Source organism: Mesorhizobium sp. WSM3860, from assembly GCF_002294995.1.
In the GTDB taxonomy this organism is placed as follows: domain Bacteria; phylum Pseudomonadota; class Alphaproteobacteria; order Rhizobiales; family Rhizobiaceae; genus Mesorhizobium.
Genome location: NZ_NSGF01000003.1, coordinates 84719 through 106247 on the forward strand (window position 1 = coordinate 84719; position 21529 = coordinate 106247).

The 21529-nt window shown below is 63.2% G+C and carries 16 protein-coding genes and 1 tRNA gene; 9 read left to right on the forward strand and 8 right to left on the reverse strand.

Annotated elements, in window-relative coordinates:
* The first annotated feature begins 45 nt into the window (after positions 1–45).
* The 4 genes from CK220_RS06900 (at position 46) to mgtE (ending at position 6625) form a co-directional block, all read left to right on the forward strand.
* Positions 46–1866 carry an extracellular solute-binding protein gene (locus CK220_RS06900; protein WP_095810826.1) on the forward strand — a complete coding sequence of 607 codons (1821 nt, stop codon included), beginning with the start codon at positions 46–48 and terminating at the stop codon, positions 1864–1866.
* A 40-nt stretch (positions 1867–1906) separates the two neighbouring features.
* Positions 1907–2587: a DsbA family protein gene (locus CK220_RS06905; RefSeq protein WP_095810827.1), complete on the forward strand. Its 681-nt coding sequence runs from the start codon at positions 1907–1909 to the stop codon at positions 2585–2587.
* A gap of 502 nt (positions 2588–3089) precedes the next feature.
* Positions 3090–4982: an ABC transporter ATP-binding protein/permease gene (locus CK220_RS06910; protein ID WP_176479012.1), complete on the forward strand. Its 1893-nt coding sequence runs from the start codon at positions 3090–3092 to the stop codon at positions 4980–4982.
* Between the two features lie 278 nt (positions 4983–5260).
* Positions 5261–6625, forward strand: a complete 1365-nt coding sequence (gene mgtE / locus CK220_RS06915; protein WP_095810829.1) for a magnesium transporter — start codon at positions 5261–5263, stop codon at positions 6623–6625.
* 52 nt (positions 6626–6677) lie between these two features.
* On the opposite strand, the gene gor is transcribed toward mgtE, so the two are convergent.
* The 3 genes from gor to rpiA all read right to left on the reverse strand — a co-directional run bounded on the left by gor (position 6678) and on the right by rpiA (position 9535).
* Positions 6678–8066, reverse strand: a complete 1389-nt coding sequence (gor, locus tag CK220_RS06920) for a glutathione-disulfide reductase (RefSeq protein WP_095810830.1) — start codon at positions 8064–8066, stop codon at positions 6678–6680.
* A 115-nt stretch (positions 8067–8181) separates the two neighbouring features.
* Positions 8182–8817 (reverse strand): DUF2059 domain-containing protein, encoded by a 636-nt coding sequence (locus CK220_RS06925; RefSeq protein ID WP_095810831.1) that lies wholly within the window; start codon positions 8815–8817, stop codon positions 8182–8184.
* Entirely contained in the window at positions 8804–9535 is a 732-nt protein-coding gene (rpiA, locus tag CK220_RS06930; protein ID WP_095811151.1) for a ribose-5-phosphate isomerase RpiA, read from the reverse strand. The genes CK220_RS06925 and rpiA overlap by 14 nt, the downstream gene beginning before the upstream one ends.
* 152 nt (positions 9536–9687) lie before the next feature.
* Here rpiA and CK220_RS06935 point away from each other — a divergent pair, with 152 nt between their 5' ends.
* The gene (locus CK220_RS06935) at positions 9688–10368 is read left to right on the forward strand and encodes a phosphoglycolate phosphatase (RefSeq protein WP_095810832.1); all 681 of its coding nucleotides are present in this window, start codon (positions 9688–9690) and stop codon (positions 10366–10368) included.
* A 125-nt stretch (positions 10369–10493) separates the two neighbouring features.
* A tRNA-Val gene (locus CK220_RS06940) sits at positions 10494–10568 on the forward strand.
* An 84-nt stretch (positions 10569–10652) separates the two neighbouring features.
* Here CK220_RS06940 and CK220_RS31815 read toward each other — a convergent pair.
* On the reverse strand, positions 10653–10823 hold the full coding sequence (locus CK220_RS31815) for a hypothetical protein (protein WP_176479013.1): 171 nt from the start codon (positions 10821–10823) through the stop codon (positions 10653–10655).
* A 39-nt stretch (positions 10824–10862) separates the two neighbouring features.
* Positions 10863–11069: a hypothetical protein gene (locus CK220_RS06945; protein WP_095810833.1), complete on the reverse strand. Its 207-nt coding sequence runs from the start codon at positions 11067–11069 to the stop codon at positions 10863–10865.
* 459 nt (positions 11070–11528) lie between these two features.
* On the opposite strand from CK220_RS06945, the gene CK220_RS06950 reads away from it, so the two are divergent.
* Positions 11529–12215, forward strand: a complete 687-nt coding sequence (locus tag CK220_RS06950) for a Crp/Fnr family transcriptional regulator (RefSeq protein WP_095811152.1) — start codon at positions 11529–11531, stop codon at positions 12213–12215.
* A gap of 16 nt (positions 12216–12231) precedes the next feature.
* On the opposite strand, the gene CK220_RS06955 is transcribed toward CK220_RS06950, so the two are convergent.
* Together CK220_RS06955 and CK220_RS06960 are read right to left on the reverse strand one after the other, a co-directional pair.
* Entirely contained in the window at positions 12232–16506 is a 4275-nt protein-coding gene (locus CK220_RS06955; protein WP_095810834.1) for a cytochrome P450, read from the reverse strand.
* 120 nt (positions 16507–16626) lie between these two features.
* Positions 16627–18408 carry an adenylate/guanylate cyclase domain-containing protein gene (locus tag CK220_RS06960; RefSeq protein ID WP_095810835.1) on the reverse strand — a complete coding sequence of 594 codons (1782 nt, stop codon included), beginning with the start codon at positions 18406–18408 and terminating at the stop codon, positions 16627–16629.
* 408 nt (positions 18409–18816) lie between these two features.
* Between CK220_RS06960 and CK220_RS06965 the strand changes: the two genes are divergently transcribed.
* Together CK220_RS06965 and CK220_RS06970 are read left to right on the forward strand one after the other, a co-directional pair.
* Positions 18817–19074 (forward strand): PepSY domain-containing protein, encoded by a 258-nt coding sequence (locus tag CK220_RS06965; protein ID WP_095810836.1) that lies wholly within the window; start codon positions 18817–18819, stop codon positions 19072–19074.
* A gap of 106 nt (positions 19075–19180) precedes the next feature.
* Complete coding sequence (locus CK220_RS06970) at positions 19181–19657, forward strand: hypothetical protein (RefSeq protein WP_095810837.1); 477 nt, start codon at positions 19181–19183, stop codon at positions 19655–19657.
* On the opposite strand, the gene CK220_RS06975 is transcribed toward CK220_RS06970, so the two are convergent.
* Entirely contained in the window at positions 19649–21523 is a 1875-nt protein-coding gene (locus CK220_RS06975) for a murein L,D-transpeptidase (RefSeq protein WP_095810838.1), read from the reverse strand. The two genes, CK220_RS06970 and CK220_RS06975, sit on opposite strands and share 9 nt — an antisense overlap.
* Positions 21524–21529: the final 6 nt, after the last annotated feature.

Consider the following 21529-nt stretch of genomic DNA (forward strand, 5'->3'; position numbering starts at 1 on the left):
TAGGGTGCATGTCGAATCACCAAGCTGTCCGGCAAGGAGACGGTCATGGACCGCGTTCTCGTTCGGCTGATCGCCGCGACCTCGTTTCTGGCCCTCTCGCTGCTTCCGGCCTTGTCGGAACCGAAGCACGGCATCGCCATGCAGGGCGAGCCGGCGCTGCCTGCGGGCTATGCGCATTTCGACTACGTCAATCCCGATGCCCCGAAGGGCGGCAACGTCACCTATTGCGTCGTCGGCAGTTTCGACAATCTCAATCCCTTCATCCTGAAGAGCCTGCGCACCACCGCGCGCGGCATGATCGACACGGTCTACGGCAACCTGGTCTTCGAGCCGCTGATGCAGCGCAACTACAACGAGCCTTTCAGCCTCTACGGCCTGCTCGCCGACAGCGCCGACATGGACCCGGATCGCAAGAGCATCGAGTTCCACCTCAGTCCCAATGCCAAATGGTCGGACGGCCAGCCGGTGACGCCGGAGGACGTGCTGTTCACTTACGATGTCTTCAAAGACAAGGGCCGCCCACCTTACAGCGATCGCATGAGCATGATCGCCAGGCTGGAGAAGACCGGCGACCACAGCGTGAAGTTCACCTTCAACGAAAAGGCCAATCGCGAATTCCCGCTGATCGTCGCGCTGACGCCGATCATCCCCAAGCACGCCTTCGACAAGGAGACCTTCGACAAGACCACGCTGAAGCCGCTGATCGGCAGCGGCCCCTATACCGTGGACAAGGTGCAGCCTGGACAGCGCATCATCTTCAAGCGCGATCCCAATTATTGGGGCAAGGAAATCCCATCGAAGCGCGGCTTCGACAATTTCGATCAGATCACCATCGAGTATTTCCTCAACGCCAATGCCAAGACGGAAGCGTTCAAGAAAGGCATCTGCGCGCTCGACGACGAGACCGATCCGGTCAAGCGCGACCGCGATATCGCCTTCCCAGCCTTTCGCAACGGTGACGTGAAGCAGGAATATTTCGACACCGGCATTCCGCCCGTGGTGACGGGCTTCCTGTTCAACACCAGGCTGTCAAAGTTTTCCAATCCGGTCGTGCGGCGCGCGCTCGGCATGCTCTACGACTTCGAATGGGCCAACAAAAACCTGTTCGCCGGCAAGTTCAATCGCACCATGAGCTTCTGGCAGAACTCCGAGCTGTCAGCGCTCGGCCATCCCGCCGACGAGCGGGAGAAGGCGCTGCTTGCCCCCTACCCCGGCCGCGTGCCTGCCGAGGTGATGGACGGCACCTGGCGACCGCCGGTCACCGACGGCTCCGGCCAGGACCGCAAGGTGCTGCGAGCGGCTTTCGAGCTCCTGAAAAGCGCCGGCTATCACGTAGATGACGGCCGGATGCTCGACCCTGAAGGCAATCCCTTCGGCTTCGAGATCATGACGTCATCGCAGGATGAGGAGCGGCTTGCGGCCCTGTATCAGCGCACGCTGGAGAAGATCGGCATCGATGTTACCATCCGCGGCCTCGACGGCGATCAGATCCAGTCGCGCAAGCAGCGCTTCGACTTCGAGGTTCTGATCGGCACAAGCGGTTTCAACAATTCGCTCTCGCCCGGCAGCGAGCAGGTGGGGCGCTGGGGATCCGTTGCGGCAAAGAAGGAAGGTTCATTCAACCTGGCGGGCGTCGCCGACCCAGCGGTCGACGCGGCGATCAATGCGATGCTGAATGCCCGCACGAAGGAAGACTATGTCGCCGCGGTGCGCGTTCTCGATCGGCTGCTGATATCGGGCAACTACATGGTGCCCATGCAATACAACACGCAGCAGTGGCTGGCTTACTGGAGCTACCTGGAACATCCGCAAAAGACGCCCATATTCGGCTATCAGTTGCCGACATGGTGGCGAAAGCCCAACTGACGCAAACCCCGCCTGACACGGACCAAGCAAGGAGACGAGCATGAGCGCGGAGAACTCGATCACCATCGATGTGGTGTCCGATGTCGTCTGTCCCTGGTGCTTCATCGGCCAGAAGCGGCTGGACAGGGCGATCGCCGCTGCCGGCGATGTCGACGTGCACGTGCGCTGGCGGCCGTTCCAGCTCGATCCGACCATTCCGCAAGGCGGCATGGATCGCCGCGAATACATGCTGGGCAAATTCGGCAGCGAGGAACGCATCCGTCAGATCCATGCGCGCATTGAGCCGCTCGGCGAGGCGGAAGGCATCCATTTCGCATTCGGCGCTATCCAGTTCGCCCCTAACACGCTGGACGCCCACCGCGTCATCCGTTGGGCGGGGCCTGCCGGCGAGGACGTGCAGAACCGGCTGGTGCGGCGCCTCTTCCAGCTGAATTTCGAGGAAGGCGCCAATCTCGGCGACCACGCCGTCCTGGCCGATGCAGCCCGCGAAGCCGGCATGGACGCTTCCGTGGTCGAGACGCTGCTGCCGACGGATGCCGACGTCGAGGCCGTGCGCAACGAGATCGCCACCGCTTCGCGCATGGGCATCACCGGCGTGCCGTGTTTCCTGCTCGAAGGCAAATATGCCGTCATGGGCGCGCAGCACGCCGACACGCTTGCCGACGCCATCCGCCAGGTCGCTGCGGCCAAGGCGCGCGGCGAACTGGAAACAGCGGGCTAAACCAAACTCACATCACCCTTCGCCTCGCCGACGCAGAATGGTGACTGCTGGGGCACGACATTCCCCGACCACGGGTGGTCTACAGCGGTCGATTCGAGGGGGCCACAGGTCTCCTGAATGCAGTTTTCCAGGCGCTTCAGCCGTGGACCAGCCGCAGATCGGGCTGAATATCCCTTCACAAAACCGTGTTTTTGGCTTCCCCTGGGGAAAGACCTTTCCAGCCGAAACTCTGCTCCCAAACGGCTGAAACAAAACACGAATTCCCCTCCGATAGATATCAGCCGGCAAAGCATTTCTGTTGCCTTCATGCCACGGCGGGTAACCCTGTTCACATTCGGGGGCAGAAAACTAATGGAAAATGATCAATTGGTGTTACCATATGTAACAAAACTAGAAAGGTTCGGGCGGGATCGTGATTCGGGTCGGTAGACCGCGACGTACAGTACCGGAGCAACCATCCAGCGAGGCGGCAAGGTCCTCGCCCCTGACGCCGGTATCGTCGATGCGCACATTCTGGGGGCTGATGCGAGCCTACTGGTTCTCCAACCGCTGGAAGGAAGCCTGGACCCTCACCCTCGTCATCGCGCTGCTCACGACGCTGTCCAGCAAGGCCGGCGTCTGGTTCGCGATGGCGCTGGGAGATCTGACCACCTCGATTGCCTTCTTCCACGATGCCGCAAACACCAAGCCGCTTGAAACGCTGCTGACCAATGCCGGCATAGTCATCCTCCTCGTCGTGCTCAAGGATGCCGGATTGACAGGCGTTCGCAGCCTCGTCTCGGCGACCTTGCATCGCAAATGGCGCGGCTGGCTCAACAGCCAGTTCAACGAAGCGCTGCTCGATACCAACCATACGCATTTTCATGCCCAGCACGGTTCGTCCGTCAGCGCGCTCGCGGCCCCCGACAACATCGACCAGCGTATCCAGGAATCCATCAAGGACATGACCGGCGGCGCCATCGGCCTCGCCATGGGCGTGCTCGCCGTTGCCACATCGCTGTTTTTCGTCGGCCAGAACCTCATTCAAACCTCTGTCGAGGTGAAGGGGCTGGAGTTCCTCGGCAGCTACGGCAGCGCTGTGCTCGCTTTCCTAGCGGTTGCCACCTATGTGCCGCTGAACACCTGGATCGCGGTAAAGCTCGGCTCCATGCTCGAACGGCTCAATGTCCGCATGCAGCAGGCTGAAGGCAGCTATCGCGGCGAGTTGATCACCTTCCTGCGCCGCAGCTTCCATGTCGCGGCGTCGCGCGGCGAGGACGTCCAGAAAACCATGCACGACCGGCTCTATGTCGACATCGACCGCACATGGTCGCGGCTGAACGTCGTCAATTCGAGCTACATGTCGTTCGAGCTGATCTACAATTTCATTGGCGCCCGCATTGTCGCCTATGCGCCGGGGCTTGTCCCCTTCATTCACAACGGCTTCGACCTCAAGGGCTACATCACCGGCTCCGAGATGGTCGCCTCGCTGATCAGCCAATGTTCGTGGTTTATCCATGTCATGCCCAATATCGCGACGTTGAGAGCCAACAGCCAGCGCGTGACCGAGCTCGCCAACGCCATCGAGAACGTCCAGCAGCCGCAGGAATTCTACCGGCAGACCGGCCGCTCCGACTTCAGCTATGCCAGCCAGAACCCGGTCTTCGGCCTGACCATCCAGAAACTGGAACTGGCGCACCAGGGCGAGGATGCAACCCCGTTCCTCAGTGCCGCCAACCTGCGCTTCCGTCGCGGCGAGTGGACTTTCTTCAAAGGCGAGTCCGGCAGCGGCAAGACCTCGCTGATCAAGGCGATCAACGGGCTGTGGCCTTATGGGCGGGGCACCATCGTCTTCCCGGAGGGGGTGAAGAGCTTCTACGCCGCTCAGGAGGTCAAGCTGCAGCAGGTTTCGCTGAAGCAGTTGGTCTGCCTGCCGGGTTCCGAGCACGATCATACCGACGCGCAAGTCGCGTCGGCGCTGCACAAGGCTGGCCTCGGCGACTTCATCGAACACATGGCCGATGAGAGCCGCGAGGGAAAGCTCTGGGACCAGATTCTGTCCGGCGGTCAGAAACAGAAACTGGTGGTCGCACGCATCGTTCTGCAGCAGCCGGGACTGCTGTTCCTCGACGAGGCGACCGGCGCGCTCGATCCCGAAGGCAAGATCGCCTTCCATCAGGCGATCAAGGACAATTGCCCCGATGCCACGGTGATCAGCGTCATGCATGAGGCGATGCCGCCAAGGTCCCTTTTCGGCGAGGAGTTCTACCACAGCGTGGTTGCGATAAGCGACGGGGTCGCCACCAAGAAGCCGCTTGTCCCCAGCCTCCCCCGCGAGCTCACCACCATCCTTGCTCAGCCGCGGCCGGTCGAGGAAAAGTGGCTGCGCTTCTCACGCCGGCTGAAGCAGAAATAGCAGTCATACCAAGCTTTTGAGCGTCGCCACGGCCTGGCGGCCGCCGCCTTCGATCACAGTCTCGCGATTTACCCTCTCCGCAGCCGTTTTGCCCTCCTTCGCGATTGACTCCGCAGAACGCGCTCCTATGTTGCGCGCGCTCGCAGAATTCCAAACCGAAACCCGCGGGCAGAAAGGTCAACCCGCCATGCCTGGCGATAGTCACAGTCGAACGCAACCGCCGTCCGCCTTGACGTGACCTGACGGCTCACGTCCTGCCGGACGGCAAGGAGTGAGTCATGAACGAATTCGCACCCGTATTGGACGACGAAGCGGTCGTCGTCGCCCGTGTTCTTGCCAACGATCACGTCGCCGACGTCGTCGAGGCCCTGAACCATGAACCGCGCGAGACGGCCATCGAGCTGCTCTGCGCGGTGCCGTTCGAGCGTCTGGTCGAAATCTTCGACCAGCCGGAGCTCGAAAGCGCGCCGGAGCTCGCCGCAGCGCTGCCGCGCGCCAAGGCAGGCAAGCTGCTCACCGCCATGTCGGTCGACCGCGCAGCCGACATCCTGCGCGAGCTCGATGAGCCTGCGCGCTCGGAACTGCTTGGCGCGCTTGCCCCACCGCTGCGCGCGACGCTGCTTTCGATTCTCGGTTATCCCGAAGGCAGCGCCGCCTCGATCATGACGACCGAGTTCGTCAGCGTGCCTTCGGACTGGACCGTCGGCCGCACGCTTGACTACATCCGCAAAGTCGAGCGCACGCGCGAGACCGTCTATGCGATCTATATCACCGACAAGGAGACGCAGCTCCTGCTGCGGGCGACGGGCTTGCGCCGGCTGATCACCGGCGAGCCCCAGGACTCGATCCTGTCGGTGGCGCCGGATCGCATGCCGGTGACGGTCACGCCGCTGACTGATCGCGAAACGCTGGCGCAGACGATCTCCAAATACGATCTGCTCGCCGTGCCGGTTGTGGATCACGGCAAGATCCTCGGCATTGTCACCGTCGACGACATCATCGACAGCATGGTCGAGGAAACGACCGAAGACGTTCATCGTTTCGGCGGCATGGAGGCGCTGGACGAGCCCTATATGAAGATGGGCTTTCTCGCCATGATCCAGAAGCGGGCCGGCTGGCTCTGCGCCCTGTTCCTCAGCGAGATGCTGACGGCGAACGCCATGCAGAGCTACGAGGGCGAGTTGGAGAAGGCGATCGTGCTCACCCTCTTCATCCCGCTGATCATGAGCTCGGGCGGAAATTCCGGCTCGCAGGCGACCTCGCTCGTCATCCGCGCGCTGGCGTTGCGCGAGATTGGCCTTGGCGACTGGTGGCGTGTCGCCTTGCGCGAGCTGCCGACAGGTGTGGTGCTCGGCTCGATTCTCGGCATTGTGGGCGTCTGTCGCATCGCGCTCTGGCAGTATTTCGGCTTTTACGACTATGGCCCGCATTGGATGCTGATCGCGGCGACTGTAGGTGCGGCGTTGATCGGCATCGTAACCTTCGGCTCGCTGTCGGGATCGATGCTGCCTTTCGCGTTGAAGCGCATCGGCTTCGATCCGGCCAGCGCCTCGGCGCCGTTCGTCGCCACGCTGGTCGATGTCACCGGGTTGGTGATCTATTTCTCGGTGGCTCTGGTGATCCTGCGCGGCACGCTCCTCTAGCCAGGAAGCTTCGCGCCGCTGACATGGCCGGCGGCGCCTTCCCGGCTTGGCTTCAAACGCGCTCGCCGTTCTTCACGCGATAGGTCGGCTTGTACATGGTGACCAGCTCCTCCGCCGCTGTGGGGTGAACGGCCATGGTGCGGTCGAAATCGTCCTTGGTCAGCCCCGCCTTCAGCGGAATGCCGAGAAGCTGCGCCATCTCGCCGGCGTCAGGTCCCAGGATATGGGCGCCGAGCACTTTCCGCGACGCGCCGTCGACCACCAGCTTCGTCAGCATCTTTTCGTCGCGGCCCGACAGCGTGTGCCGCATGGGACGGAAAGACGCGCGATAGATCTCGATGTCAGGGAAGCGCTTGACCGCCTCGTCCTCGGACAGGCCGACGGTGCCGATTTCCGGCTGCGAAAACACGGCCGTCGGAATGGTGTCATGGTCTGGCGCTGTCGGATTGCCTTTGAAGGCTGTCTCGATGAAACACATCGCTTCGTGGATCGCCACCGGCGTCAGTTGCACGCGGTGGGTGACGTCGCCGATCGCCCAGATATTGTCGATGCTGGTGCGGGAAAATTCATCGACGACGATCGCGCCCGTCTTGCCGAGCTCCACGCCGACCCCTTCGAGGCCCATATTCTCCGTATTCGGGATGCGGCCGATCGCCAGCATGACCTGGTCGACGGTCAGCGTTTGGCCACTGGAGAGCAGCACGTCCAGCCTGCCCTCCGGCGTTTTGCGCACCCGTTCCGAGATCGAATGGCAGAGGATCCTGATCCCCTTCTTCTCCATCGTCTCGTGCAGCGAGCGGCGGAGGTCCATGTCGAAGCGCGAAAGAATCTCCCGGCCGCGGTAGACCAGCGTGGTGTCGACGCCCAGTCCATGAAAGATGTTGGCGAACTCGACGGCGATATAGCCGCCGCCCTCGATCATGATCGCCTTCGGCAATTCCTTGAGATCGAAGGCCTCGTTGGAGAAGATGCAATATTCGTGACCGGAAAGCGCCGGGTGCGGAGCCGGACGGCCGCCCGTGGCGATCAGGATCTGGTCGGCGCTGACAGTGCGGTCTTCGGCAGTGAGATAGACGGAATGCGGATCGACCAGCACGGCGCGCGAGTGGAAGGCCTCGCCGCCCGCACCCTCGACATTCCTCTTGTAGATCGCCTCCAGCCTGGCGATCTCCTTGTCCTTGTTGGCGACCAGCGTCGGCCAGTCGAAGCTTGCCTCGGGCACCCTCCAGCCATAGCCGGCGGCATCGGCGAAATGTTCCGGGAATTGCGAGGCATAGACATAGAGTTTCTTCGGCACGCAGCCGCGGATGACGCAGGTGCCGCCATAGCGATACTCCTCGGCAATGGCGACGCGCTTGCCGAGCGAGGCAGCCACACGAGCCGCCCTCACGCCGCCAGAGCCGCCGCCGATGACGAAAAGATCATAGTCGTAACCGGCCATCGAAAGGGCTCCTGCGCAATGGAAGTGTGTCAGAGGTAGGCTGACAGCAGGCAAAAGAAAAGCCCGGAAACCCGGGCTTTTCTAGTCCAGTCGGCCATCGGCCGCTTGAAACGGATCAGTTCTGCGAATTGTCAGCCGGAGGGGAGTTGTCGGCAGGAGCCTGGTCGTCTGCAGGAGCAGAATTGTCGGCAGGAGCGGAGCCGTCGGCGGGAGCGGTCGCATCCTTCGCAGGCTTGGCCGGAGCCGCGGCCTTCGCGGCGGCGGCGAGCGTTTCGCCGACCTGCTGGGCGAGGTCACGGGCGACCCCGTTCTGCCAGATGTCGGCCGCCTTCACCAGGTCGCGCGTGACCGCCGGGCCGCTGTCCAGCAGCTTCTTGCCGGCATCGGAGCTGTAGAAAGTGGCGATATCGTTGAGGTCCTTTTCCGAGAACACTTTGGCGTAGGCGAGCGCCGCCTCCTTCTCCAGGTCGGCGCGGCGCGCCGCCAAGCCCATGGCCTTCTCGGTGACCGTTTTGCCGATCAGCTCCTGCATGTCGGGGTTCTTCTGGATCAGCTGGTTCTCAAGCGCGGCCGCCGCCTGCGGCAGGATATTGTCGAACGGGTCGGTGGCGTGGATAGCCGCAACTGCGGCCCGTGCGGCCTTCAGGTGCGATTCGCTGATATCCTGCGAAAACGCCGGCGAGGACAGCGCAAGCACCGCTGAGGCCGCCAGAATGGTCGAAAGGCGGCGAACCCGTTTATGCAACATCATGGTCGATAGAACTCCCTGGTTTTCGGGCGGCATGGACGGTTTGGATGCCGTCGCCGCCGGCGATGACGGCGGTTGACGCCAGCCCGATGAATAGACCGTGCTCGACGACGCCTGGAATGGCGAAGAGAGCATTCGAAAGCGCTCTTGTATCCGGAATGCGGCCAAAAGATGCATCGAGGATAAAGTGGCCGCCGTCTGTAACAAATGGCTGTCCTCCCGTCATCCTCAATGTCACCGGGCCGGCAAGGCCGAGGCTTGCCGCCGCCGCGCCGACCGCGATCTCGGTGGCGCGCAGGCCGAACTTATTGACCTCGATCGGCAGCGGGAAACGGCCGAGCGTCTCGACCATCTTGGACTGGTCGGCAATCACGATCATGCGCTGCGACGCCGCCGCGACGATCTTCTCGCGCAGGAGCGCCCCGCCGCCGCCCTTGATCAGCGTCAGCGCGGGGTCGATCTCGTCGGCGCCGTCGATGGTGAGATCGAGCTCGGGCGTTTCCTCGAGCGTCGACAGCGGCACGCCAAGCTCGCGGCAGAGTGCCGCGGTGCGCTCGGATGTGGGCACGCCGATGATGCCAAGGCCGGTCGCGACCTTTTCAGCGAGCAGCCGGACGAACTCGTCTGCGGTCGTGCCCGTGCCGATGCCGAGCCGCATGCCGCTGCTGACATGGGCGAGCGCCGCACGCGCGGCCTCGACCTTCAACTGCCTTGCGTCCATGCCGCTGCCGTCCCCGATTTCCATGGTTTGGCGCGCTCCTAGCATTTTTGCTTGTCCCGTCAAAGGCTCTGCCTGTGGACCGATGGAGGCGGCTTGCTTGACCGCCGCGCAGCTTGTATCGGCTGCGGCACTTCAATCATTCAGGACTGGCCATGACCCGACCGATCATCGTGTTCGACCTCGATGGGACGCTCATCGACACCGCGCCGGATCTGCTCGATAGCCTGAACCACAGCCTGGCGGCCGCGGAGCTTGCCGCGGTCGACCAAGCCGGCTTCAAACGCTACGTCGGCCATGGCGGCCGCGTCATGATCGAACGCGCGCATGCGGCGCAAAACAAGGCGCTGATGGCGGAAGAGCACGACCGGCTGCTGAAGCTTTTCCTAGACCATTACACGATCAACATTCCTGGCAAGTCCCGCCCCTACCCCGGCGTCGTCGCGGCCCTCGACCACTTCCAGGCCGCCGGTTATCTGATGGCGGTTTGCACGAACAAGTATGAAGCGAATTCGGCGACGCTGATGGGCGCGCTCGGTCTCGACAAGTACTTTGCCGCGATCTGCGGTCAGGACACTTTTGCCTTTCGCAAACCCGACCCGCGCCATCTGACCGAAACCATCAAACTGGCTGGCGGCGATCCGCACAACGCCCTGATGGTCGGCGATTCGCAAACCGACATCGACACCGCCAAGGCGGCCGGTATTCCGGTGGTCGCGGTGGATTTCGGCTATACGGATCGTCATGTGCGCGAGTTCGAACCGACGCTGGTGATCTCGCATTTCGACACGCTGACGCCGGAATTGGCCCAGCGTCTGATCGCGGCGGCGCGCTGAGCGGCGGCCAGGTCGAGCCGGCAGGAACCCGAAGTCAATCCGCGGGACAACGTCGGCACATTGCCTTGACTTCGCGCACCCGCCTCCCTTATATCGCGGCTCGCTTCGGCCTTAGGGCAACGAGCGGGCGATTAGCTCAGCGGGAGAGCACACCCTTCACACGGGTGGGGTCGCAGGTTCAATCCCTGCATCGCCCACCATCCAACTTCCCGAGACAGTTGGATGATCCGCCGCGATAGACCCCTTCAAATTCGTGCTGCAGGCAGCTCGCGTCCAGAGGCCGCCTAGATCAGGCCTCGGCGCACGTTCAAATGCGTTACTGCCGTCACCAGAACGGCGCCGGTCATGAAATAGAGCGTGGCTATGATGTTGCCCTGATGGAAATGCAGCCCGGCAAACAGCAGGGCCATAACCACGGCAAGAAATGCGATTACACGCGAGAAGTTATCGGGCATGGGGCGACGAACCTATGCAAATAGGATGGACGGCCGCCCTCAATCAGCCGCGTGCTCCATAGATCGGTTTTCGATTTTCCGCAATTGCCTTTTGAAGCACTGCCGTAATGTGGTGCCTGCTGCGCGGCGGCCGGTATCGACGGCCGGGCCGCTGCCCTTCTCGCCATTCAGCGCCGCCGAGAGCGGCATGCCGACATTGCGTTCGAAGGCGCTGAGTTCGTCGGTCGGACCGTCGGCATGGTCCACGTAGGGCGCGGCGGGAAGGAGCTGCTGGGCATTGGCGACGCTTCTCTGTGATCGCCTTCACATACACCGCGAGGGCGTCGCGCACAGATATCGCACCGGGTGGCACTGACCTCTGCTTGAATGCATGGGCTCAAAACGGCTTCCGGACCTGAAAGTGGGTCGGTCCTCGGCAGGGAACTTCGATCACCTAGCCATTTTCAGATTTGCTGTTCGCGCGCGTCGGTCACCTCCCGCCACGCGCGCGGACGGCGTTTCGTAGATCGGTTCGCGTCCGCCAGCGCCCTCCGGTTCCCGTTGCAAGGGAAAGTTGCCGGCCAATTTGATGTCGGCAGCGCACGTCTGGCGCCCGATCTTCCGAAGGCCGTCGTGTGTTGCCGTAATAGCCACGAAAGGAGACAGGCTTTGATCGAGCATGCACTTGTCATACAATTTCCGCTCAACGAGAGGCGGAATCGCATCATGTCCACAGCCGGCGCAGATGACAGGAGTACCCTGCCGCGTCTGGCGCGGATCGATCCGCGCCAGTTCGATTTGCTGTTCGGCGGCTGCAAGGTCGAACGTTATGCCGCCGGTCAGCACCTTTTCGTCCAGGAAGACGCATCCGACCGCATCTATGGCGTGATGAGCGGCACGGTCGAAATTTCGCTTTATTCACCGGGCGGGCAGAAGCTGGTGGCCAACATCGAGCTGTCACGCAGCCTGATCGGCGAAATCGGCGCGCTCGACGGACGCCCGCGTACGGCAACTGCCATCTGCCTCACCGCATGCGAGCTGGTTTCGCTCAGTCGCGCGCAACTCTTTGACCGCATTGAAAAAAATCCACCGCTGGCGCGCGCCATGATCGAGCTCCTGTGCACACGGCTGCGCTGGATCAGCGGCGAGCTCGGCGACCAGGCCTTCTTCGGCATCGAGGCCCGGCTGGCGAAACGGCTGGTGTTCCTCAGTGGCGTAATGGCCGACCCCGCCGGCTGGATCCCGATTTCACAGTCGGAGCTTGGCGAATTCCTCGGCGCGACGCGCGAGTCGGTCAACAAGACGCTCAACGACTGGCGCAACCGGCACATGATCGCCATCAAACGTGGCGGGCTGCGCATCACCAATGCCGCCGCGCTGAACCACATCGCCGATTCGCAGGACGACGACTGAACGATTCTGACCCGAATCAGAGCCGCGAAATCAGGTAGCGCAGCGCGGACCGGCTCGGCATGAAGAAGTAGCCGCCGCCTTTCGTGCTGACGAATTGCGGCCTGTCCCTGAGCACCGTCACCTTTTCCCAGGACGGAATCGAGAACCGGCCGCCGCCGTCGCGCGCGCCGATCGTCGGATCCTTTTCGCCGACAAGGCCTTGGAACGAGCTCGACGAGACCCAGGTCTGCTGAATGAACTCGTATTGGCGTTCGATGTCGGCGTTGAGGCACATGAAGAGAAGCCCTTTCTCGACCTTCCCGCTGCGGTCTTTCTTCTCATAGGTGCGGCCGACGCGCAGGATGCGGTGGCGCTTGCCGATCCTGATCTGCGTCTCGCGATCCTCGCCAAGCGAGTCGCGCGGATTGGAGCGGCGTATATGGGAGCCGAGCGGACAGCGATGGCCCTGCGGGTCCTCAGCGCCAAGCGCGAAGTCGTTGTCGACGCCACGACCCGGGCGGCCATCGGGGTTGCGCACCAGCGAACTGCCGTCCTGCCAGCGGCCGAGCATCTTGGCCGCGACCCAGCGCGGCGTGATGGCGTCGTCGCCAGTCTCACGCACAGCCCGTGCGGCGGCGTGCTTGCAGTAGTCATCGAACAACTCGACATGCTGCTCGAACTGGCGCACGACCAGGAACGAGCCGTTGCGGCCGAAATCGCGCGGCGGCGGGGGCTGACCGGGGATCTGCCGGTTGCGCCGCACCTGGGACAGGATGCCGGTCCGGTCCTGCGCTGCCTTGACGGACGGCGAGGCGGGATAGAACCCATGCTCGTCGCGATAGCCGAACAGGAACTCGCCCGGCGCGACCAGGTGCATCGGCGCGGCACCCTTGTTGGCGCGCGACGTACCCCTGACGATCGGCTGCGAGACGCCGTCGGCGAAGCCGAAATGCTCATAGGCGCGGGCGCGCTCCGGCTTGCCGTCGTTGCCGGCATGTTGCGTTATCGCGCCTTCTTTCTTTGGCTCGCGGTTCACGACAAGCGGCAATTCGGCAACGATCTTCATCCCCGCGCCTGTCGTCTTTCGCTTCGCGGCCGCTACCTCCCCCTTCAGCACCGCCCGCTCCGCGGCGTAGCAGATGACGACTGCGTCGACCGGCGCCCTGGCCGAACCCCACTGCCATTTGTCAGGCGCGTCGGGGCCGGTGTCGTCGAGGATGCGGCTGCGTTCTGGATTGCCCATGCCGTGGCGAAAGGCAGCTGGGAATGTGTCCAGCGGATCGTCGTCGACCCCGCCCTTCAGCCCGAGCCGGCGAAGCCCGTCGGGGCCGAAGGCCACCGTCATGGCGCGTCCGGCCGGCACGCCGTCGCCGAAACTCGTCTTGTCGATAACGAAGTCCAGCCACGCCTTCCGTTGCATTGCCGGCAGTTCTTCCGGCACCCGGATCGCCAGCATATGCGCGTGGCCAAGCGCGCCGAACGGGCCGAAGAAAATGGATTGGATCTCGCCCGCTTCCAGTTCTTCGACGGGCGAAGGCGCCGGTTCGCGGGCGACGGTTGCCGCCGGCCTTGCCTGCGGCCGCTGCAGCGAGCCGAACAGGCTCACCCAGTTGCGGGCCTCGCTGCCGGTGGCGGAAGCAATGCCGCGTCGGATCCTCGAGTTGATACGGATGCGCGGGGTGTTGAGATGCGGGTAGGCAGAGTACCAGAACAGGGTTGGCACCTGCTGACGCCGTGCCCAGCGCTTGAAGCGGTCCCCGTCACGCGCGCCGTCGAGGAAGAGCCAACGCGTGCGCGGGTAGCCTTCGGTGTTGCTCCACACGCCGGTCAGGCCCTCGGAGGCCTTGGCGATGAAGTCCTCGAGATAGCTTTCCCAGCTGCCGCCGTAGTTGGAGAAGAACATCAGCTTGTCGGTACCCGGCAGCAGGACCCAGCGGGCGAAGTGAATGGTGTTTATGGTGGCGAGGAACCCCGGCTTGAACACTTTCTGCGCCGATATCGAGATCAGGTAGAAGGAAAGCCTCAGCGCCAGTCGCCGCAAGGTGCCGGCCTTCATCGTCGATATCGCGGTGAGATGGTTTTGCGCGCAGTGGTCCTCATTGGCGAGGATCCTGTCCAGCGCGCCGATATCGACCGGCGTGTTCTGCGGCCGGTCCTTGTCCTCGAGACGCCGCAGGCTGAGGAAGCACAAGCCGATGAACAGCAGGGCTATCGCGAGCAGCCCCAGCACCGCCAGCAGAAGCGCGGTGCCGGCAATTGCGACATTGGTGAAGGTGACGCCCTGAGGGTTGCCGAATACGAGCACATAGGTCATGCGCCAGCAGGCAACGACGACGATCGCGACAATGGCGAGCACAGCCGGCGCAAGCAGTGTCGTCGTCAAGGCCCGCCACCAGCGGCCCGGGGGCCGCTCCAGCAGGCTTTCAGCCGGCTCGAAGGCCCAGCCGAACTGTCCCAGCGACTGGGCATGCCGGCGCGCCTCGGTGAGCACGGCAAGGGCGTTGCCCGTACCCGCGCGCGGCCTTTCGACGATCTCGCGCACGCTGTCGGCAAGCTCGGCCTCGGCCAGGATGCGGCGCACCGAATGGCCAGGCGTTCCCGAAAAAACCAGTCCTGCCGTGCTGCCGAAGGACGGCGAGATCTCGATGTGATGCTTCTTGAGGAAGTCCTCCAGCGAGGCGCCATCGGGCAGACCGCACACGGCCCTGAAGATCGGCAGCAGCCGGTGGCCTATGGCCTGCGTGATGGCGCCGATGACATCGTCGGTGCTGCCGTCGCCGGAGATTTCGAGTACGAGCGCGCCGGTCTCGAGGTCCGATTTCTCGTCCCTGCCGGTGGCGGCGACAGCCAGGCTGGCGAAATGGACCGTGCCGACATTGTCGAGCGCATTGCCCACCTCGTCGATCGCCGGATTGCCAAGGGCGCCGACCTTGTCGCGCACCGCATCAAGCGGCACCGCACGCCTGATCGGGCAAACCACTGTGACCATCGACTGGTCGACCGTGCGGCAAAGCGGCGAGCGCTCGAAATCGACATGGAGGCTCGCCGGATAGGCGCCGACATTGACCATCTTGCCGGCTCTGCCGCGCGCGCGGCTGAGCTTGGGCTTGCCGAACAGGGCGCGAACGCATTCGCCGATCTGAATGCGTGCGATCTCGGCCCCGATGCACAGGTGAATGCCGTGGCCGAACACCATGTAGTCGCGATAAGGCCGCGAGATGTCGAATTCGTTTGGCCTTTGCACGATTTCCGGATCGAACATGGCAGAAAGCGTTGCCGGCATTACCACCGTTCCGGCCTTCACCAGGCGCTCTCGGCGCGTGCCTTGGCCGATGACCGCGTCACGGGCGGTGTAGCGCCACGGTCCGACCCAGATCGGCTTGAAGCGCATAGCTTCCAAGATCGCCCGATCGAGTTTGCCGGTATCGCCCGCTGCAATGGCTGCGTCGACAGCCTGCCTGGCGTCGGACCGTGACAGGATGAGGTCCAGGCAATTGCCTCCGGCAAGCACATTGGTCGGAACGAAGCCGGCAATCATGCCGAGCATGATCGAATGGATGTCGGGCTGCGACAGGCGGCCTTGATCCATGAGCGCGACTAGGCGCGCCAGCGGCCGTTCGTCCTTCCCTCCCCTGTCCTTGACCGCGGCAATCGAGCGGTCGATGACCTTGATCAGACGATCGCCGCCGACGATCGCGAGCTGACGTGTCGTTGGGCTCGCTGTCGGATCGGAAAAGAACAGCGCGCTGAGCGCGATCGACCAGTCGGCAAACTCCGTTTCATCGTCGATCTCGAGGCCGAAATAGTCGCGACAGATGCGTACCGGAACGATCTTCATCAGCCCGGCGATGGCGTCGAAGCCGGGGCTGGCCCGGGTCATGATGTCGCGCGAATGACGCTCGGCGATCGGCCTGACGGCGGCTTCGACTTCCGCCGGCGGAAAGGCGCTCAGCACGGCCGATTTCATCTGCCGGTAGGCGGCCCCGTCCTGCATGCCGAGGATGAAGTTCGATCCCCTGGCCAGTTCGGCCATTTCCGGCCCGTACGGCGTCTCGAACTCGTCGCCGCGCTCCAAAATGTCGCGCACATCGGCGCCTTTGGTAACAAGCAGGAAATTACCGAAGGCCAAGTTTGGCCAGAAGCGGCGCAGCAGCGCCAGCAGCCAGCGCGGGTCGCTGAGAAAGAAGCCGGCGATGCGGGACGCAAGTCCCTTGGCATGAAGCCGGTCGATAGCGAAGGGCGGCATTTCAGCGACAGGGCGCTGGCTCTTCTGGGCAGCGCGGACAGCAGCGAAATACTTCAACTTGATCATGCGCGTTCGAGCCCCCCCGGCTGTCCACGTCACTGCGATGCCGGCTATTGTCTGGCCTAGGTTTGCTTCGGTCCGGCGTATGTGATTTTTTTCACAATCATCTGTCTTCGGTTCCAGCAATCATGCAATGGACTTGGCCTGGCCGAAATTGGCGATCAGGAAGTTGTTCTTCGCGGGATCGACGAACGGTATCCAGCGAATCCGCTGCTCGGAAAAATCGGGATGCCTGGTTGCCAGAATGGCGCGTTCCCGCTCGGCCTCCTCAAGGCGGCCGCTCCGCATCAAGGCGCCGATTTTGAGGAACCTGGCGTAGAAATAGCCCGGCGAAAGGTTGAGCGAGCGATCGGCAACCGCAATTGCTGCCGGCCAGTCCTCGACGAAACAGTATGCGGCAGCCAGCTCCCCCAGATTGTGGAAGCGGTAGAGGTCGAACGGGCTCAGCCGCTCGGTATCCAGGAAGAACGAGATCGCGCCGGCGGCATCGCCAAGCAGCAGGCGCGCGCTGCCCATTGCCGAGCGGGCGAAGGCAAAGCTCGGATTGATGTGGATCGCCTCGGCGAGATGCTCCGCCGCGGATGCCGGCTGGCCGCGCATGATGTCGGCCGCGCCGAGATAGGCGTGCGGGCGCGCGTCGAGGCTGTCCATCAAGAGCGACTGACGCGCAAATTCTTCGACCTTGGCCAGGTCGTCGCTGTCGCCGAAGCGCAGCCATGCCCGCCAGAAATACCACCATGCCAGCTCGTTCAACACGGCGCTGGAATTCGGATCTTCCTGGTACGCCTTCTCGAAGAATTCGAGCGCGATCTCGGTGTCCTTGCGCGTGCGCCTGTTCATGTGCCAGCGGCCCCGCCGCACCAACTGCCAGGTCTCGAGGCTTTCCCACGGCACCTGGAAGGTTCGCACCTGCTCGGCTCGATCGACCTCCTTGTCGAGGATCGAAACGATCTCGCTGCCGATCTGGTCGCGCAGGCTGAAGATGTCGATGAGGTCGCGGTCGAAGCGCTGCGACCAGACGAGGCGCCCGTTCGACGAATCGGTCAGCGAGGCGTTGAGGCGTATCTGCCCGCTGTGGCGCGCCAGCGTGCCGCCGACGATGTAGCGCGCGCCAAGCGCATTGCCGATGAGCCTGGTTCCGAGCTGGTCGTCGCGAAACTGGAAGCTGGAGCCCTTCGCGATCACCGAAAGCCAGCGGGTGTTGGACAGGCCGTAGATGATGTCTTCCGCAATGCCGTCGGCCATGTAGCCGACGTCAGGCTCGCTTCCGTTGCCGTGGAACGGCAGCACCGCGATTGCCGGCGGGCCCTTTGGTGCGAGTCTGTCATGGGCGGGAGCGGTAGGGCTGGCGACCAGGGGCGCAGCCATCGCCGCGCCGTTGCCGCCGCGTCCGGCGATCAGCACACGTACAGGCAAGGCGATGTTCTTGAGCATGAACTCGCCAAGGTCGGTGAAAACCGCCGCCGTCTTGTCCTTCACGTGGTGCCAGGTCGTCTCTGAAATGGCGAGACCGTCATGCGGAGCGAATTCCTGGAGGCGCGCGGCAATGTTGACGTCGTCGCCATAGAGGCGGCCCTCGCGGACAATCACGTCTCCGGTGTTGATCCCGGCCCGGAACGGCATGCGCATCTCATCCGCGGCCGAGGCATTGAGCGCCATGATCCGGTCCTGGAAATCGAACGCCGCGCGCAAGGCTTCGATCGGATTGCCGAATTCGGCCATGATGCTGTCGCCGGCAACGCCAAACGTGCGGCCGCCAAAGGCGCCGCAGCTGCCGGTGATGATATCGCGCCGTTCCTCGAAGGCCGCGAGGGCGCGCTCGTCGTCGATGCCCATCAGCCGTGAAAAACCAACGGCGTCGATAGAAATGATTGTCGCAAGCTGACGGGTATAGTTCCGTTCAGCCATGGTTGAGCCCCCGGTCCCTGTTTTCGGTCCAGAACAGGCGACTTCCGCTCCAAAAAACACTTCGCCGTTTGCCGTTGGAAGATCCCCGGCAGGCTCGGCGCGCCGTTGCCACCCTGTTGGTCCGGGACTCTAACAGGGTCTGGCCGAAAGCTCTACCACGAACAGCTAATGGAAGGCGGTTTCGGCCCAAGCCGCGGTTAACCGTTCGTTACCTCAAGTCCTATGTTGCAGAAACCTCCTTACCTGTTGGAATCCTGACGCTTTACCTATTCTAGCTTTCGCGGATAAGGTCGCGCCGGCCGTGACGGACCAACCGTGGAGCAAGGCGTTGCCCGCTGGTGGCGGAACCAACGGGCCAGGATTCGAGTTTTTAGCGCGTTCATGCCAACACGAGATTGAGGGGCAGTCATGCGCGCTGTTGTTTTGGCAAGCGGTATCGCATTCTTCCTTGTCGGCGGGTCGGCTTTCGCGGCCGAGGCGCAAGCGCTGCCGCCGCAAAATGCCAAGAAGCTCTCGGAAATCCTGACCAAGGTCGAGAAGCGGAGCGACTTCCAATATGTGAAGGCGGTCGACTGGAGCAGCGACGGCTATACCGTGACCTATTACACGACCGACAAAGCCAAGGTGGAAATCACCTATGATCCGGTCACCGGCGAACCGAAGTAACGCCTGAAACGGCTGCCCGCAGCTGGGCCGCCCTTGCCTATCCGAGACTTGCGTCAACGCACGTTTGATGGCTGATTGCGCGCCATGATTGCGGGCACGGGGGTGCATGGCAATGGTTGGCTACGTTCTGAAGCGCGTCCTGATGGTGCTCGCCGGCTATCTGGTCGCGGTGCTCGTCGGATTGGTCGCGTTGGTGGCGATCTATGTAGTGCTGAGCTCGTTGCCCAACGCCCCAAGCTACTTCGAGCTGATGCAGTTCACGCCCGTCGCCGTGCTGGTCGTGCCGCCGCTCGGCATGTTCGTCTATTTCCTGACGATCGTGGTGACCGGCATGCAGACTCTGGTCTTTGCGCTTATTGCCGAGTTCTTCTCGTTGCGGAGCTTCTGGCTGCACGTGCTGTTCGGCGGCGTGGCTGCGGCCGCCGGTTTCATGCTGCTCTGGCCGGACGCGCCGGACGATCCGGAACGCTGGGCCGACCTTGGCATCATTGTCGCGGCCGGGCTGGTGGCCGGTTTCGTTTATTGGCTGATTGCCGGACGCGACGCCGGTTTCAGGCGCCCGCTCATCGAGCGCTTAGGTTGACGGTGCCCGCACCGCTTCGGTCGCATCCAGCGCCTGCATCAGCTTGGCATCGCGATCGTAGACGTCGTCGAAATATTCGACCTTGCCGGACATGTCCGGCCAAGCGGTGAAATAGGCGACGTAGACCGGGATGACGCGCGTGACGTTTTCGGTCGAGTGGCCGTGCTTCAGCTTCTCGGCGATGTCATCGACCGAGGTGCCGAGCACAGCGGCCGCCATGCCGCGCGGGTCCTGCAAGCGGATGCAGCCATGGCTCAGCGCGCGTATGTCGCGCTCGAAGAACGACTTCTGCGGCGTGTCGTGCATGTAGATGGCGTGCTTGTTGGGGAAGAGGATCTTCAACTCGCCAAGCGCATTGGCCTCGCTCGGCTGCTGGCGCACGCTGAACGGGATTTTGGCCCCGTAGGCGCCCCAGTCCACCGCCGCAGAGGGAACTCGCCTGCCACTGGAATCCGTCACCTCATAGCCGGCGCGGTCCAGATAGCCCGGATCGCTGCGCAGCCTCGGCAGCATCTCATTGACGATGATCGACTGCGGCACGCCCCAATAGGGGTGGAAGTCGACCTGCTTGATCTGGTTGTAGAAAAATGCGGTCTGGTTGGTGACCTTGCCGATGACCACGCGGGTCTTCAGCTTCTCCGCGCCATTGTCGATGTAGCTTGCGGTGAAGGCCGGCTGGTTGATGAAGACGCGCGGGCTGCCAAGATCGGAGGGGAGCCAGCGCAGCTCTTCAAGCGCGACCTTGACCTTCTCGATCTTGTCGGCCTTGGAGGTTCCCGCGAGCGAGGCGACGGTGCGCGGGCCGATGACGCCGTCGCCCTTCATGCCGGCCCGCTTCTGCACCGCCTTGATCACCGGCACCAGTTCAGGATCGTAAACCTCGCTCTTGCCGAGCCGGGCGAGGGTCTCGCCAAAGTCACCGCCCATCTCGTCATCGAGGTTGCGCGCGATCAAGGTCAAAAGCTTGGGCAGTTCCGGGCTGCTTTCGCCGGGCTTCAGGAGCAGCTTCGGATCGACGACGATCTCGTTCTCCTCGCTTGCCTGGAGCGACTCCAATTCAACGCGCAGCGCCTGATATTCCGGGTTCTGCGGGTGCCGCGATTCGAGATAGGTGCGCACCTCTTGCGTGTGCGCCAGCGTCTTCAGCACGCCTTCGAGATCGAGCGGCTTGGCCGGAAAATCGTAATAGCCGGTCATGCGGTTCGCATCGACTCGGCCGCTCTGGGCGTCATGGGCGTAGCGCAGCACGCGCGCCGATAGCGCCATCTCGAAGCGAACCAGTTCTTTGGCCCGCTCTTCTGGCGAGGCGGCATTCATGGCCGCCGCCGGAACATCGACGGAGTAATCGGCAGGCGTCAGGCCGTAGGTCGCCGCTTCGCCAAGCACCCGCACGGCATCCTGCGCCCTGCTGTTGGGTGCATCCCCTGTCACCCAGATGAAATCCGGATTGGCCGAATAGTAGGCGATGAGCGCCTTGGCGATATCAGGCTCGGCAAAGAGTTCATAGTCGCTCAGGCCTGCCAGCGCGTCGCGGAACGCGCTTCCAGTCACGGATGGCACAAAGGCAGCATCTTGCGCGGTCGCGGGCGGCGGAGCGGGCAGCAGCGACTTGAAGTCGACGCGCACAAGCTTGTCGGCCCTGTAGGTATTGTAGGTCGGGCTGCTGATCCTGACGCCACCGCCTGTGCCAGGCTGCACCTTGCGCGGTGTCGGCGGCGGCGGAAATTCTCTTTGGGGATTGTGCCGGATGCCGCCGCCGAACAGCATGTCGAACAGCCCTTGCGCGCTCGCCGGCTGCTGGCCGAAGGCAAGTGCCGCCGCGATCGCAATCGGCATGACGGCCTTTTTGTTCCCGAGGATTTTCATGCTTCA